The organism is Allobosea sp. NPDC055594 (genome assembly GCF_053618995.1).
The window spans coordinates 463,905-477,073 of record NZ_JBSHIO010000003.1 but is presented as its reverse complement, the minus strand read 5'-3'; the positions used below and the strand labels follow the sequence as shown (position 1 = coordinate 477,073).

At 67.7% G+C, this 13,169-nt stretch carries 15 protein-coding genes; 9 read left to right on the top strand and 6 right to left on the bottom strand.

What is annotated here, in order from left to right; genetic code table 11:
* Positions 1 to 48: 48 nt before the first annotated feature.
* The gene (locus ACWGRX_RS09450) at positions 49 to 1,857 is read left to right on the top strand and encodes a glucan ABC transporter ATP-binding protein/ permease (protein ID WP_291640778.1); all 1,809 of its coding nucleotides are present in this window, start codon (positions 49 to 51) and stop codon (positions 1,855 to 1,857) included.
* 205 nt (positions 1,858 to 2,062) lie between these two features.
* The gene (locus ACWGRX_RS09445; RefSeq protein ID WP_452117322.1) at positions 2,063 to 2,392 is read left to right on the top strand and encodes a DUF1330 domain-containing protein; all 330 of its coding nucleotides are present in this window, start codon (positions 2,063 to 2,065) and stop codon (positions 2,390 to 2,392) included.
* 6 nt (positions 2,393 to 2,398) lie between these two features.
* On the opposite strand, the gene ACWGRX_RS09440 is transcribed toward ACWGRX_RS09445, so the two are convergent.
* Genes ACWGRX_RS09440 through ACWGRX_RS09430 form a run of 3 tightly spaced genes read right to left on the bottom strand, consistent with a single transcriptional unit; the run spans position 2,399 to position 5,440 of the window.
* Positions 2,399 to 3,706 carry an HlyC/CorC family transporter gene (locus ACWGRX_RS09440; protein WP_291640782.1) on the bottom strand — a complete coding sequence of 436 codons (1,308 nt, stop codon included), beginning with the start codon at positions 3,704 to 3,706 and terminating at the stop codon, positions 2,399 to 2,401.
* A gap of 10 nt (positions 3,707 to 3,716) precedes the next feature.
* Complete coding sequence (gene aroB, locus ACWGRX_RS09435; RefSeq protein ID WP_452117321.1) at positions 3,717 to 4,862, bottom strand: 3-dehydroquinate synthase; 1,146 nt, start codon at positions 4,860 to 4,862, stop codon at positions 3,717 to 3,719.
* Positions 4,859 to 5,440: a shikimate kinase gene (locus tag ACWGRX_RS09430; RefSeq protein ID WP_452117320.1), complete on the bottom strand. Its 582-nt coding sequence runs from the start codon at positions 5,438 to 5,440 to the stop codon at positions 4,859 to 4,861. The genes aroB and ACWGRX_RS09430 overlap by 4 nt, the downstream gene beginning before the upstream one ends.
* Before the next feature lie 145 nt (positions 5,441 to 5,585).
* Between ACWGRX_RS09430 and ACWGRX_RS09425 the strand changes: the two genes are divergently transcribed.
* Genes ACWGRX_RS09425 through xerD form a run of 3 tightly spaced genes read left to right on the top strand, consistent with a single transcriptional unit; the run spans position 5,586 to position 8,550 of the window.
* Positions 5,586 to 7,430, top strand: coding sequence for an aminodeoxychorismate synthase component I (locus tag ACWGRX_RS09425; protein ID WP_452117319.1), 1,845 nt, complete (start codon positions 5,586 to 5,588; stop codon positions 7,428 to 7,430).
* A gap of 30 nt (positions 7,431 to 7,460) precedes the next feature.
* Complete coding sequence (locus ACWGRX_RS09420) at positions 7,461 to 7,604, top strand: histidine kinase (RefSeq protein ID WP_291641778.1); 144 nt, start codon at positions 7,461 to 7,463, stop codon at positions 7,602 to 7,604.
* A gap of 10 nt (positions 7,605 to 7,614) precedes the next feature.
* Positions 7,615 to 8,550 carry a site-specific tyrosine recombinase XerD gene (xerD, locus tag ACWGRX_RS09415; RefSeq protein WP_452117318.1) on the top strand — a complete coding sequence of 312 codons (936 nt, stop codon included), beginning with the start codon at positions 7,615 to 7,617 and terminating at the stop codon, positions 8,548 to 8,550.
* 9 nt (positions 8,551 to 8,559) lie between these two features.
* Here xerD and ACWGRX_RS09410 read toward each other — a convergent pair whose 3' ends face one another.
* From ACWGRX_RS09410 to ACWGRX_RS09400, 3 genes are all read right to left on the bottom strand, one after another.
* Positions 8,560 to 8,886 carry a polyhydroxyalkanoic acid system family protein gene (locus ACWGRX_RS09410; RefSeq protein ID WP_452117317.1) on the bottom strand — a complete coding sequence of 109 codons (327 nt, stop codon included), beginning with the start codon at positions 8,884 to 8,886 and terminating at the stop codon, positions 8,560 to 8,562.
* Between the two features lie 117 nt (positions 8,887 to 9,003).
* Positions 9,004 to 9,213, bottom strand: coding sequence for a hypothetical protein (locus tag ACWGRX_RS09405; protein ID WP_452117316.1), 210 nt, complete (start codon positions 9,211 to 9,213; stop codon positions 9,004 to 9,006).
* 122 nt (positions 9,214 to 9,335) lie between these two features.
* Positions 9,336 to 10,121, bottom strand: coding sequence for an IclR family transcriptional regulator (locus ACWGRX_RS09400; protein WP_291641770.1), 786 nt, complete (start codon positions 10,119 to 10,121; stop codon positions 9,336 to 9,338).
* 162 nt (positions 10,122 to 10,283) lie between these two features.
* On the opposite strand from ACWGRX_RS09400, the gene ACWGRX_RS09395 reads away from it, so the two are divergent.
* The 4 genes from ACWGRX_RS09395 to ACWGRX_RS09380 are packed head-to-tail and all read left to right on the top strand — an operon-like array spanning position 10,284 to position 13,134.
* Positions 10,284 to 10,946 (top strand): amino acid ABC transporter permease, encoded by a 663-nt coding sequence (locus ACWGRX_RS09395; protein WP_291649348.1) that lies wholly within the window; start codon positions 10,284 to 10,286, stop codon positions 10,944 to 10,946.
* Positions 10,943 to 11,593, top strand: coding sequence for an amino acid ABC transporter permease (locus ACWGRX_RS09390; protein ID WP_452117315.1), 651 nt, complete (start codon positions 10,943 to 10,945; stop codon positions 11,591 to 11,593). Before ACWGRX_RS09395 ends, ACWGRX_RS09390 begins: the two co-directional genes overlap by 4 nt.
* Positions 11,580 to 12,311, top strand: coding sequence for an amino acid ABC transporter ATP-binding protein (locus ACWGRX_RS09385; protein WP_291649351.1), 732 nt, complete (start codon positions 11,580 to 11,582; stop codon positions 12,309 to 12,311). Before ACWGRX_RS09390 ends, ACWGRX_RS09385 begins: the two co-directional genes overlap by 14 nt.
* 40 nt (positions 12,312 to 12,351) lie before the next feature.
* Positions 12,352 to 13,134, top strand: a complete 783-nt coding sequence (locus tag ACWGRX_RS09380) for a transporter substrate-binding domain-containing protein (protein ID WP_452117314.1) — start codon at positions 12,352 to 12,354, stop codon at positions 13,132 to 13,134.
* The last annotated feature ends 35 nt before the right edge of the window (positions 13,135 to 13,169 follow it).

The following is a 13,169-nucleotide window of genomic DNA, read 5'->3' as shown; positions in this document are numbered from 1 at the left end:
CACCACAACCGGTGTCGTCTGCTCGCGCCCGTACTCTAAGGTCCTGCGATGTCCCTGTTTGCGCTCTATGCCCGCGTGCTCGGCGAACTCGGCCCGGAGAGGCGCCTCGGGCTGATCCTGGCATTGGCCAATATCGCCCTGGCGGCGGCGGCTTTCGCCGAGCCGATGCTGTTCGGTGCGCTGATCGACAAGCTGACCAGCGTCCAGAACGCCGGCAACCGGCCGAGCTGGAGCGACATCAACCTCCTGATCGCCGCCTGGGTCGGCTTCGGCCTGTTCAACATCGCCGCGGGCGTGTTCGTCGCGCTGTTCGCCGATCGTCTGGCGCATCGCCGGCGGCTCGCGGTGATGGCGAACTATTTCGAGCACGCGCTGACGCTGCCGCTTGCCTATCACACGCAGACCCATTCCGGCCGCGTCCTCAAGGTGATGCTGGAAGGCACCAGCGGCATGTGGGCGCTGTGGCTCTCCTTCTTTCGTGAGCATTGCGCGAGCTTCGTCGCGCTCTTCATCCTGCTGCCCTTCACGCTCTGGAAGAACTGGCAGCTCGGGCTCCTGCTGATCTTCCTGGTCGTGCTGTTCGGCTCGCTGACGGCCTATGTGCTGCGCAAGACCGACAAGCTGCAGAGCAATGTCGAGAGCTATCATTCGAGCCTCGCCGAGCGGGCTTCGGACGCGCTCGGCAACGTCCCGGTGATCCAGAGCTTCACCCGGATCGAGGCCGAGGTACGCGGCCTGCGCTCGACGATCACCAGCCTGCTCGAAGCGCAGATACCGGTCCTGACCTGGTGGGCGGTGGCGACGGTGGCAACGCGCGCCTCGGCGACGCTGACCGTGCTCTCGATCTTCGTTGTCGGCACCTGGCTCCTGATGCAGGGGCAGACCACGGTCGGCGAGATCGTCACCTTCATGGGCTTCGCCACCATGCTGGTCGGCCGGCTCGAGCAGATCGTCGCCTTCGTCAACTTCATCTTCATGCAGGCGCCGAAGATGCGGGAGTTCTTCGAGGTGGTCGACACGCTGCCGGCGGTACGCGACCTGCCGGGCGCGCCCGATGCCGGCCGCCTCGAAGGCCGCATCACCTTCGACGACGTCTCCTTCTCCTATGACGGCAAGCGCGCCGCCGTGGCCGACGTCTCCTTCGAGGTCATGCCCGGTGAGACGATTGCCATCGTCGGCTCGACCGGTTCGGGCAAATCGACCACGCTCGGCCTGCTGCACCGGGCTTTCGATCCGCAATCGGGCCGGATCCTCGCCGATGGCAGGGACATCCGCGAGATCTCGCTGCTCTCGCTGCGCCGGAACATCGGCGTCGTCTTCCAGGAGCCGATGCTGTTCGCCCGCTCGATCCGCGAAAACCTGACCGTCGGCAAGCCGGACGCGACCGATGCCGAGATGATGGAAGCGCTCGATCGCGCCCAGGCGACGGAGGTGATGGCGCGCCAGCCCGACGGGCTCGACACCATCGTCGGCGAGCGCGGCCGCACCCTCTCCGGCGGTGAGCGCCAGCGCCTCTCGATCGCCCGGGCGCTGCTCAAGAACCCGCCGATCCTGATCCTCGACGAGGCGACCTCGGCCCTAGACGCCGCGACCGAAGTGAAGCTGCAAAAGGCGCTAGACGAGGTGATGAAGGGGCGCACCACCTTCGTCATCGCCCACCGTCTCGCCACGATCCGCAATGCCGACCGCATCCTGGTCTTCGAGCAGGGCCGGGTGATCGAGATGGGCTCCTTCGAGGAACTCGTCGCCAAGGGCGGGCGCTTCGAGGCGCTGGCGCGGGCGCAGTATCTCGTGACCGACAAGCCCGCCGAGGCGAGGGAGTCGTCGCTGGCGACCAAGGGTATCGTCGAGGGGTGAGCCATAGCGTCGGACCGAAAAGTAGACTCCACTTTTCGGTCAACTCCGATGCGACAACAATGAGATAGATCACCGTGACCGCGTCCGAACGGACGCGCGGTGATCTAGGGTGGCTTCGCTTACCTGTGAGGTAATCGACCGGCCGCTCCATTGCCCGCATGGTCCCGGTATCGCGGGTCGAGGCCCGCTCCAGGGGGACCTTGCCATGACCGCCTATGCCATCGCCCATTTGCGCGATGTCGATCGCAACGCCGAGATCATCGACTACATCCTGCGCATCGACGAGACCCTCGCGCCCTTCGGTGGCCGCTTCCTGATCCATGGCGTGACGCCCAAGATTCTGGAAGGGTCCTGGGAGGGCGATCTCGTCGTCATCGCCTTTCCGGACCGTGAAGCCGCGCAGGCCTGGTACGCCTCGCCGGGCTATCAGGCGATCCTGCCGCTCCGGACGCGCAATGCGCGCAGCGCCGCCTTCATCGTCGAAGGAGCGCCGGAGGGATACCGGGCGACCGATTTCCTGGCGAAGCTCGGCTGATCCACTTCAGGCCGCGGGAGGCGGCTCGGCCGGGCCGTTGCCCGTCGGCGTGATCCGCAGCGCGGTGACGCGGTTGCGGCTCTTGCGCATCACCTCGAAGCGGAAGCCGTGGAAGGTGAAGGCCTGGCCGGCTTCGGGAATGGCGCGCGCCTCGTGGATGACGAGCCCGGCGACAGTGGTCGCCTCTTCGTCCGGCAGGTTCCAGTCCATGGCGCGGTTGAGGTCGCGGATCGGCGCCCCGCCATCGACGATGACCGAGCCATCCGCCTGCGGGCGCAGGCCGGGCAGGGCGATGTCGTGCTCGTCGCGGATATCGCCGACGATCTCCTCGAGGATGTCCTCCAGCGTGACCAGGCCCATGACCTCGCCATATTCGTCGACGGCGAGGGCGAAATGCGTCTTGCGGGCGAGGAAGGCCTTGAGCTGCTCGGGCAGCGAGGTCGTCACCGGCACGAACCAGGGCGAAAGCGCGATCTCGCCGACATCGAGCCTGCCGGCATCGCCGCCCGCGGCGTCCAGCGCGCGCAGCAAATCCTTGGCGTGCAGGATGCCGACGATGTTCTCCGGCTTTTCGAGCCAGAGCGGCAGGCGCGTATAGGGCGAGGCGAGGACCTCGCGCACGATCGCCTCGGGGCCGAGATCGAGATTGATCGTGCGCATCTTGGTGCGGTGGATCATCACGTCGGCGACTTCGAGGTCCTTCAGGTCGAGCAGGCCGCTGACCATGTCGCCATCGGCCTTCTCGACCGTGCCCTGCTGGCGCATCAGCTCGACCTGGTCGCGCAGCACCTCGTCGGTCGCGAGCACGGGGCGCTGCGAATCGATCCGCAGCCCGAACAGGCCGATGCAGCGCCGCGCCAGCCATTGCAGCAGGCGCAGCGGCGGGCCGAGCACGGTGAGCAGGCGCGCCACCGGCCGGACGAAGAAGAGCGCCGTGCGGTCCGGCTTGGCGACCGCCACCATGCGCGGCGCGAGCTCGCCGAAAAGAATGGCGAGCAGTGCGACGGCCGCTGCTGCGCAGAGCGCGCCCGATGCGCCATAGAGGACCGCGGCGGCATAGGTGGCGAAGGCCGCCGTCGCGGTCTTGACCAGGGTGCGTGCGAGCAGGAGGACGCCGCTCAGGCGCTCGCGGTTCGACAGCGCGCGCAGCGCGATCGCGGCGCGCCGGCTGCCGGCCTTCTCCTGCGCGGTGAGTCGTGCGCGGGATGTCGCGTTGAGCGCCGCCTCGCTGGCCGAGAGGAAGCCGGTCAGCAACAGGCCGAGGACGACGATCGCGACCGCCAGCCAGGGATCGATGGGGACGAGCGCGGCCATTGGCGTGCGATCAGGCCCCCGCGAGTTCGCTTTCGATGAAGCCGCGCACCTCGTCGGCGGGAACGCCCGGCGCGATGAAGCTCTTGCCGATGCCGTGGGCGAGAATGAAGGTCAGCGCGCCGCGCTTGACCTTCTTGTCCTGGGTCATGGCCTCGACGATCTCGGCGGCGCTGCCGGCGCCGCCCGGCACATCCTGCAGCCGCGAGGGCAGGCCGACCGCGCCAAGATGTGCCGCGACGCGCCCGGCATCCTGGCCCGGGCAGAGGCCGAGCCGCTGCGAGAAGCGGAAGGCCAGCGCGAGGCCGATCGCGACCGCCTCGCCATGGACGAGGCGGCTGGAATCATAGGCGGTCAGCCGTTCCAGCGCATGGGCGAAGGTGTGGCCGAGATTGAGCAAGGCGCGGTCGCCATCCTCGCGCTCGTCGCGCACCACGATTCCCGCCTTGGCGCGGCAGGCGGTGGCGACGGCATGGTCGCGCTCCGGCCCGCCGGCGATGACGCGCCGCCAGTTCGCCTCGCACCAGTCGAAGAAGGCGGCGTCGTCGATCAACCCGTACTTCACCACCTCCGCATAACCGGCCTTGAACTCGCGCTCGCTGAGCGTATCGAGCAGAGCGGTGTCGCAGATCACCAGAGCCGGCTGGTGGAAGGCGCCGATCAGGTTCTTGCCATGGCCGGAATTGATGCCGGTCTTGCCGCCGACCGAGGAATCGACCTGGGCGAGCAGGCTCGTCGGAATCTGGACGAAGCGCACGCCGCGCCGCAGCACCGAGGCGGCAAAGCCCGAGAGGTCGCCGACGACACCGCCGCCGAGCGCGATGACGAGATCGTTGCGCTCGATCTTGGCGGCCAGCAGCCCGTCGCAGAGCTCGACGAAGCAGGGATAGGATTTGGAGGCCTCGCCGGGCCGGATCGTCAGGCGGGTCGTCGCGATGCCGGCCTGGTGCAGGCAGCTTTCCAGCGCCGGCGCGTGCAGCGCGGCGAGATTGTCGTCGGTGACGATGGCGGCGCGGGCACCCGGAGCGAGCTTGGCGATGACCCCGGCAGCCTCGCAGAGCTGGTGACGCCCGATCAGGATGTCATAGGCGCGCTCGCCGAGCGGAACGGGAACGAGAATGCGCTCTGCGCGCGCGGCATCTGCTGCTTGCTTGGTCATCGGCTGCTCGTTGCACGCTCGAGCTCGGCGAGCGCGGCTTCGACGACGATCTCATGCGGATCGTCGCTGGAAATCACGGTGATGTCGGCCTGGGAATAGACCGGTTCGCGCTCGGCGAGGAGGCGGCGCATCGTCCCCTCCGGGTCGGCGGTACGCAGCAGCGGGCGGTTGCTACGCTTGCGCACGCGGCGCATCAGCACGTCGACATCGGCCTTGAGCCAGACCGAGATGCCGAATTCGGCGATGCGGGCGCGGGTGTCGGCATTCATATAGGCGCCGCCGCCGGTCGCCAGCACCAGGGGCGAACGAGTGGCCAGGATGCGCGCGATGACGCGGCGCTCGCCGTCGCGGAATTCGGTCTCGCCGCGCTGGGCGAAGATGTCGGGGATCGACATGCCGGCGGCCGTCTCGATCTCGGTGTCGGCATCGACGAAGGGCAGGCCGAGACGTGTGGCGAGCCGCTTGCCGACCGAGCTCTTGCCCGACCCCATCATGCCGACGAGCACGACGGAGCGCCGGCCGAGCGCGGTGCGCAGGGCGGCGACATCAAGCGTTTCGACAGTATCGGCCATCAGCATCGCAACGTTTCCTCCTTGCCGCTCTAGCATGTGCGATGCTTTGCCGCCACGTCCTCCTGATGCGCCGCGCAGGTCCTGCCGCGCCTTGACCGGCCGCGACGAGTCAGACTGCTACCGGCCGATGCAGGGACGGGAGGAAAGCGGCATGCCGAGGTCGGGAGGAGAGGTCGAGATCGCAGCTCTACGCGCGCCCTTCGTGCTGCTCGACGATCGCAGCACAGGCTCGGCTTTGCTCTACGCCGAACCAATCGAGGTGGTGGAAGCCGAGGGGCTGTCCGAGGTCCCGGCGGCGCTGGCTCGGATCGAGGCGGGGCTTGCGACGGGGCTGCATGCGGCGGGCTTTCTCTCCTATGAGCTCGGCTACGCCTTCGAGCCGCGGCTGGCGCCATTGCTGCCGGAAGGGCGGACCCTGCCGCTGCTCTGGATCGGGTTGTTCCGCGAGGCTCAGGCGCTGGATGCTGCCGCGCTCGACCGGCAATTCGCCGGCGTCGCCGCGCCACCGCCACTGGACGCCGTCGCGCTCGGTCTCAATGAGGCGCAGCACGCCGCCGCGGTCGGGCATGTGCTTGACTATCTGCGAGCGGGCGATGCCTATCAGGTCAATCTCACCTTTCCGATCCGCTTCCGCTATGGCGGCGATCCGCTCGCCCTCTATGCGGCGCTGCGCGCCAGCCAGCCGGTCGCCCATGGCGGCCTCGTCGCGACGGGCGCGGCGACGCTGCTCTCGGTTTCGCCCGAGCTCTTCGTCGAGACGCAAGGCGGCGGCGCGACGACGCGACCGATGAAGGGCACGGTCGCACGCGGTACGGATGTGGCGGGCGATGCCGTTGCGATGGCAGCGTTGCGGGCGGATCCGAAGCAGCGTGCCGAGAACCTGATGATCGTTGATCTCCTGCGCAACGATCTCGGCCGGGTCAGCGAGATCGGCTCCGTCGCCGTGCCAAAGCTCTTCAGCGTCGAGACCTATCCGACGCTGCACACCCTGACCTCGGAGGTGACGAGCCGGTTGCGGCCGGGCCTGTCGGCGGGCGAGCTGATCCGGGCGATGTTCCCCTGCGGCTCTGTGACCGGCGCGCCCAAGCTGCGCGCCATGGAGATCATCCGCGAGCTCGAAGGGGCACCGCGCGATGCCTATACCGGTTCGATCGGCGCGATCGCGCCGAATGGCGATCTGCGCTTCAACGTCGCGATCCGGACGGCGACGCTGCTGCCGGACGGGCGCGGCGTCTATGGGGTCGGCGGCGGCATCGTCGTCGATTCCGATCCGGCGAGCGAGTTCGCGGAGTGCCGGCTGAAGGCCCGGGTGCTGACTGATCTTGCCGAGGATTACGGGCTGTTCGAGACGCTGCTCTGGTCGCGGGGGCCAGGTTATCGCCGGCTGGAGCTGCATCTCGGACGACTCGCCAGCTCGGCGGCGGAGCTGGGTTTCCGCTTCGACGGCGAGGCCTTGAGGGCGCTGCTGGCCGAATGCGCCGGCGGATTCGGGGAGGAGAGCGAACAGCGTGTTCGCTTCGAACTGCGGCGCGACGGCTCAGTTTCGATCCGGCATGTGCCGCTGCCGAAGGAGACGGAGCGGACGCTGACGATCGGCATCGCGGCCGAGCGGAGCGATGCCGCTGACCCGTTCGCGCGACACAAGACGACGCGGCGAAGCCGCTATGAGCGCTGCTTCGCCGCTGCCGAGGCGCAAGGCTGCGACGATGCGCTCCTGCTCAACCGCGAGGGCTTCGTCACCGAGACGAGCCGGGCGAACGTCTTCCTCGAGCGCGACGGTGTGTTGCAGACGCCGCCCGTCGCGCACGGTCTGCTACCTGGCGTGCTGCGGCGCGAGCTGCTGGAGGCCGGCAGGGCACGGGAGGCCGCCCTGCGGGTCGAGGATTTGCGGGGCGAGGCGTGCTGGTTCGTCGGCAGCAGCCTGCGCGGCCTGCGACGAGCGCGCCTGCTCCTCGACGATCCAAGGCTTGCATCGGCGGGCGCGGATCGGGAATAACCGATAAGGTTAACAAGGAAATCGCCGGCCGTGCCGACGCTGTTCAAGTTCCTGACTTTCCTCGCCGTGATCGGTGGCCTGGTGTTCGGCGGCATGGTCGCGCTCGTCACCTTCGTCAAGCCGGAGCCGCGCGAGATGGTCGAGGTCGTGCCGCCCTCGAAGCTGCAGAAATGAGTCGCCGAAGATGACCCGGCAAGCACGCGCCTGGGTGAACGCCTTCCTCGACATGCTCGCAGCCGAGCGCGGCGCGGCGAAGAACACGATCGAGGCCTATCAGCGCGACCTCGACGATTATCTCGAATTCGCCGCCGGACATGGCGGCCCGGCAGACGTCGCTGCAGCCGATATCCGGGCATTCCTGGCCGAGCTTTCGGAGCGCGGGCTCAAGGCTTCTTCCGCGGCGCGGCGGCTGTCGGCGGTGCGGCAGTTCCATCGTTTCCTCTACACCGAGGGGCTGGTCGGCAGCGACCCGACCGCGGCGATCGAGGGGCCGCGGCTCGGGCGCCCCTTGCCCAAGGTGCTTTCGGTCGCCGAGGTCGACCGGCTGATCGCGACCGCGCAGCAGGCGGCGGAGCGCGAAGGCCAGTCGCCGGCGGCGCAGGCGCGCAGCCTGCGAATGCGCTGCCTGATCGAGATGCTCTACGCCACCGGCATGCGCGTTTCCGAGTTGATCGCCCTGCCGCTCTCGGCCGCGACGACGCGCGAGCGCTTCCTGGTGGTGCGCGGCAAGGGCGACAAGGACCGGCTGGTGCCGCTCAACGAGGCGGCGCGGCTGGCGGCCGCCGCGCATCTCACCTTCCTGCGCCAGCAGGGCGATGTCGGCGGGCGCTGGCTCTTTCCGTCGGATGGCGAGAGCGGGCATCTGACCCGGCAGGCCTTCGGGCGCGATCTCAAGACGCTCGCCGCGGAGGCGGGGCTGTCGCCGGCCAAGGTCAGCCCGCATGTACTGCGACACGCCTTTGCCAGCCATCTCCTGCAGAACGGCGCGGATCTGCGCGTGGTGCAGGAATTGCTGGGGCATGCCGACATCGCGACGACGCAGATCTACACGCACATCCTCGACGAGCGGCTGAAGAGCCTGGTGCGCGACCTGCACCCGCTGATGGATGGCGAGGGGTAGAGCAGGCGCTCAGGCCTTGGTCGGCTGGTGCTCCAGCAGGATCTGGCCCTGCTTCTCGACGCCGAGGCGCAACTTCTCGGCGAAGACGGCGAGCATCCAGGGCAGCATCACCTCGACCCGGACGAGGCTGTCCTCGATGTCGAGTTTGCCGTTCACGGTCTGGCCGAGGGCGGCGACGCCGAAATGCAGCGTGTCGCCCTGCCAGTCCTCCTGCGTGAGTTGCATGTGCAGCGTGCCGAGCTTGTCGCGGACCTTGTCGACGCCGCCCTGCAGACGCGCCCGGGCGGCTTCGCGCCCGAGCGTATGGGAAATGGTGATGGTGACGGGGCGTTTCATCGGCGGCTCCGGCTCATGCGTTTGGCTGTCGCTGCCGCAGAGATGCGCATCGTCTCAGGCCGTTGCAACCGGCCGGGTGGTTCCGGCCAGCCAAGAACGACGATGAAGGGCGCCTGATCAGTTGCTGCGGGCCTGGAGGGCGTTCTGGCCTTCCTGGGTCACGTTCCAGCGCTCGTCGCCGGGCTCGGCGAGGCCGCGTCCCTGAAGCAGGCGCAGCATCGCTTCGCCGAAGATGAAGCGCCGGGTTTCCTCGCTGATGCTCTCCAGCGCGATCCATTCGGGATCGGTCATCACGGGCGCTTGCGTGTTCGTCGCGGTTTCGGCCATTGCGGTCCTCCTCCGTGCCGTTTGTTGCGGTCAGAGGGAAAATCGCGACCAATCTTGGAAAGCATGTGGCAAGGGCAGGGTATCCCTGCGGCAAATGCCGAGGATTTTCTGGGCTTCGGCGCTCAGCCGAGAGGCAGGCGTAAGCCGGCTTCGGCGGCGCAGGCTTTCAGCGTGAGCAGGATCGCCTCTTCATCAGTGGCGACGCCGTGGCGCTTCAGGCAGGGCACGAGGATCGCGGCCTCGGCATAGCCGGAGAGGCCGACCACCGGGCAGGCGATGTCCGTGACGGCGAGGATGTCGCGGCTCGGCGCGATACGATGACCTTGCTCGCGGATCTCCGCGAAGATCGCCTCGGTTTCGGGCTGGTCGAGCCGCTTGCGGAACTCCGGCTCAGCCTCGCGCATCAGCGCGCGCCGCCGTGCTTCCGACTGGAAGGCGAGGATGAGCAGGCCGGAATTGGCCTCCAGCGCCGGGCGTCCATAGCCGGGCCGGACGATCACGCTGGCGTCGAGATGGCCCGCCGTGGTCGCCAGCACCACGGTCTGCGCCCGGCTGAGGACGACGAGATGGGCCGCCTGGCCACTTTCCTCGCTGAAGCGCTCCATCAGCGGTAGCACGGCCGCGGTCAGCTGCTTGCCGCCCGGCGTCCGGATCCCGAGATCGAACAGGCGCCGAGACAGACCGAGCCGATCGGTCCCGGCCTCACGTTCGAGATAGCCCCGCTGCTGCAGCACGAAGACCATGCGGAAGATCTCGCTCTTCGAGCGCCGCAACTGCTCCGCGATCGTGCGGGTCGAGAGCGGTTCGCCGACCTCGGCCAGGAGTTCGAGGATATCGAGCCCTTTCTCCAGGGCCGGCGCCGCGTAGCTGGCCTTGTCGTCGGTCTCGGCTTCGACGGGGTCGCTCATGATGCCCACACCAATCTGGTTTCATATATGAAGCTTGACATCAAATAAGAAGTCAATCAGCCTCCCCGTAAAGAGGGGGAGACATGACGCCATTGCCGCAGCAAGCGTGGGCAGTCGTCGGGCACCGGACCGCCGGTCTGCGGGCCTGGTGGGCCTGACGCGATGAAGTACGGTCTCCAGTTCCGCGACGTCTTCGCCGCCTGGGAGTCGATTCTCGATGGCGTCTGGATCACCCTGCTTTTGTCCGGCGTCGCGATGGTCGGCGGTCTGGCGATCGGCGTCCTCTGCGCCGCGGCGCGCGTCTACGGCCCGGGCTGGCTGCGCCGCCTCGTCGGCGCCTATGTCGAGGTGATCCGCAACACCCCGCTCCTGGTCCAGCTCTTCCTGATCTTCTTCGGTCTGCCGAGCCTCGGCCTGCGGCTCGACGGGCTGACCGCGGCGATGATCGCGCTGGTGATCAATCTCGGCGCCTACACCACCGAGATCGTGCGCGCCGGCCTCGAAGCGGTGCCGAAGGCGCAGATCGAGGCCGGGCATTCGCTCGGGCTCTCGGGTCTGCAGGTCTTCCGCTATATCGTGGTCTTCCCGGCGCTGAAGGCGATGTTCCCGGCGCTCGCCAGCCAGTTCGTGCTGATGATGCTGGCGACCAGCGTGGTCTCACAGATCTCGGTCGAGGACCTGTTCCATGCCGCCTCGATCGTTCAGTCGCGCACCTTCCGCGACTTCGAAGTCTATACCGTCATCGGCGTGCTCTATCTTTCGCTCGCCTTCGCCTTCCGGGGCCTCTTCGCGGTGATCTACCGCCTGGCTTTCGTGCAGCGATGATCAGAGAATTCGGCTTCATCGACGTGATGTACCTCGTCGGCGCGGCGCGCTGGACGCTGCTGCTGACCATCACGGCCTTCGCCGGCGCATCCGTCATCGGTCTGGCGATCGCGATCGCGCGCATCCTGCCCTTCGCGCCGGTGCGCTGGCTGGCTGCCGGCTACATCCACATCGTCCAGGGCACGCCGCTGCTGGTCTGGCTGTTCCTGATCTTCTTCGGGCTGCCGCTGATCGGCATCTCGGTCAATCCCTGGCTCGCGGCGGCCGTCGCCTTCTCTGTCTATGGCAGCGCCTTCCTCGGCGAGATCTGGCGCGGCGCCCTGGTCTCGATCGCCAGGACGCAATGGGAGGCCGGCGCCTCGCTCGGGCTCTCGCTCGCCGAGCAGCTGCGCTACGTCATCATCCCGCAGTCGGTACGGGTCGCGATCCCGCCGACCGTGGGCTTCCTGGTCCAGCTGATCAAGAACACCTCGCTCGCGGCGGTGATCGGGCTGGTCGAGCTGACCCGTGAGGGCCAGCTGACGGCGGCGGGCACCTACAAGCCCTTCGCGGTCTACATCACCGTCGCCTGCATCTACTTCCTGATGTGTTTCCCTCTGACCCAATGGAGCCGCTCGCTCGAGCGGAAGCTCGATGTCGCTCGTTGAAATCCGGGAAATCAGCAAGAGCTACGGCTCCAATCAGGTGCTGAAGAACGTTTCGCTCGACGTCGCCAAGGGCGAGGTCGTCGCCGTGATCGGCCGCTCCGGCTCGGGCAAGAGCACTTTGCTGCGCTGTGTCAACGGGCTGGAGGAAATCCAGGCCGGCACGATCCGCGTCGACGGCGTTCAGGTCAACGATCCCGCCACCGATCTGCGCAAGCTGCGCCAGCAGGTCGGCATCGTCTTCCAGAGCTTCAACCTGTTCCCGCATCTCTCGGTCTGCGACAACATCACGCTCGCGCCGCGGGTGGTGAAGAAGCAGGCCCCGGAAGCGGCCCGCGAGGTCGCCGCCGATGTGCTGCGTCGCGTCGGCCTCGAAGGCAAGCTCGACGCGTTTCCCTCGCAGCTATCCGGTGGCCAGCAGCAACGCGTCGCCATCGCCCGCTCGCTCGCCATGCAGCCCAAGCTGATGCTGTTCGACGAGGTCACCTCGGCGCTCGACCCGGAACTGACCGGCGAGGTGCTGAAGGTGCTGGAATCCGTGGCGCAGGAGGGGATGACCATGATCCTCGTCACCCACGAGATGGGGTTCGCCCGCCGGTTCGGCTCGCGTGTCGTGTTCATGCACGAGGGCCGGATCCACGAAGAAGGCCAGGCCGCGGCGGTGCTCGCCGAGCCGCAGACGCCCGAGCTCAAGACCTTTCTCAGCGCCGTGCTGCACTGAGGCCAAGAAACCAGTTCCGGTCCACGAGGGGAGAAAACACATGCGTAAGCTGTTTGCAGGTCTGGCGGCCATGGCCATCGCCGCCTTCGGTGCCGCGGAAGCCCGCGCCGACAAGCTCCAGGACATCCTGTCCAAGGGCGTGGTTCGCATCGGCGTGCCGCTCGATGCGCCGCCCTTCGGCTCTCAGGACGCCAACCGCAAGCCGATCGGCTTCGACATCGAGCTCGCCGAGATGGTCGCCAAGGGCCTCGGCGTGAAGCTCGAAATGCAGCAGATCACCGGCGCCAACCGCATACCCTTCCTGCTCACCGACAAGGTCGACATCGTCATCTCGGTGATGGGCCTGTCGCCGGAGCGCGCCCGCCAGATCCAGTTCACGGCGCCTTATGCCAACACCTTCCTCGCGGTCTACGGCCCGAAATCCTCGACCGTGAACAGCGCAGCGACCCTCGGCTCGGCTCGCGTCGCCGCTGCCAAGGGCACGACCCAGGAACTCGCGATCACCGAATCGGCGCCCAAGGCCAATGTGATGCGCACCGAGGACGATGCGACCGCCGCCGCCGCCTACATCACCGGCCAGGCCGATCTGCTCGCGACCAACTCGATCGTCGCCCAGGCGCTCGCCAAGCAGAACCCGAACAAGGAATTCGAGCGCAAGTTCACCATCCGCCGCAGCCCGGCCCATATGGGCGTGCAGATGGACCAGCACAATCTGGTGCGCTGGCTCGACGGCTTCATCTTCTTCAACAGCCTGAACGGCGAGCTCGACCGGCTGCACAAGAAGTATCTGGACATGCCGATGGATCCGCTGCCGACCCTCTGAGCAGCCACCTTTCTTCCGGCCAGGCACTTCGTGCC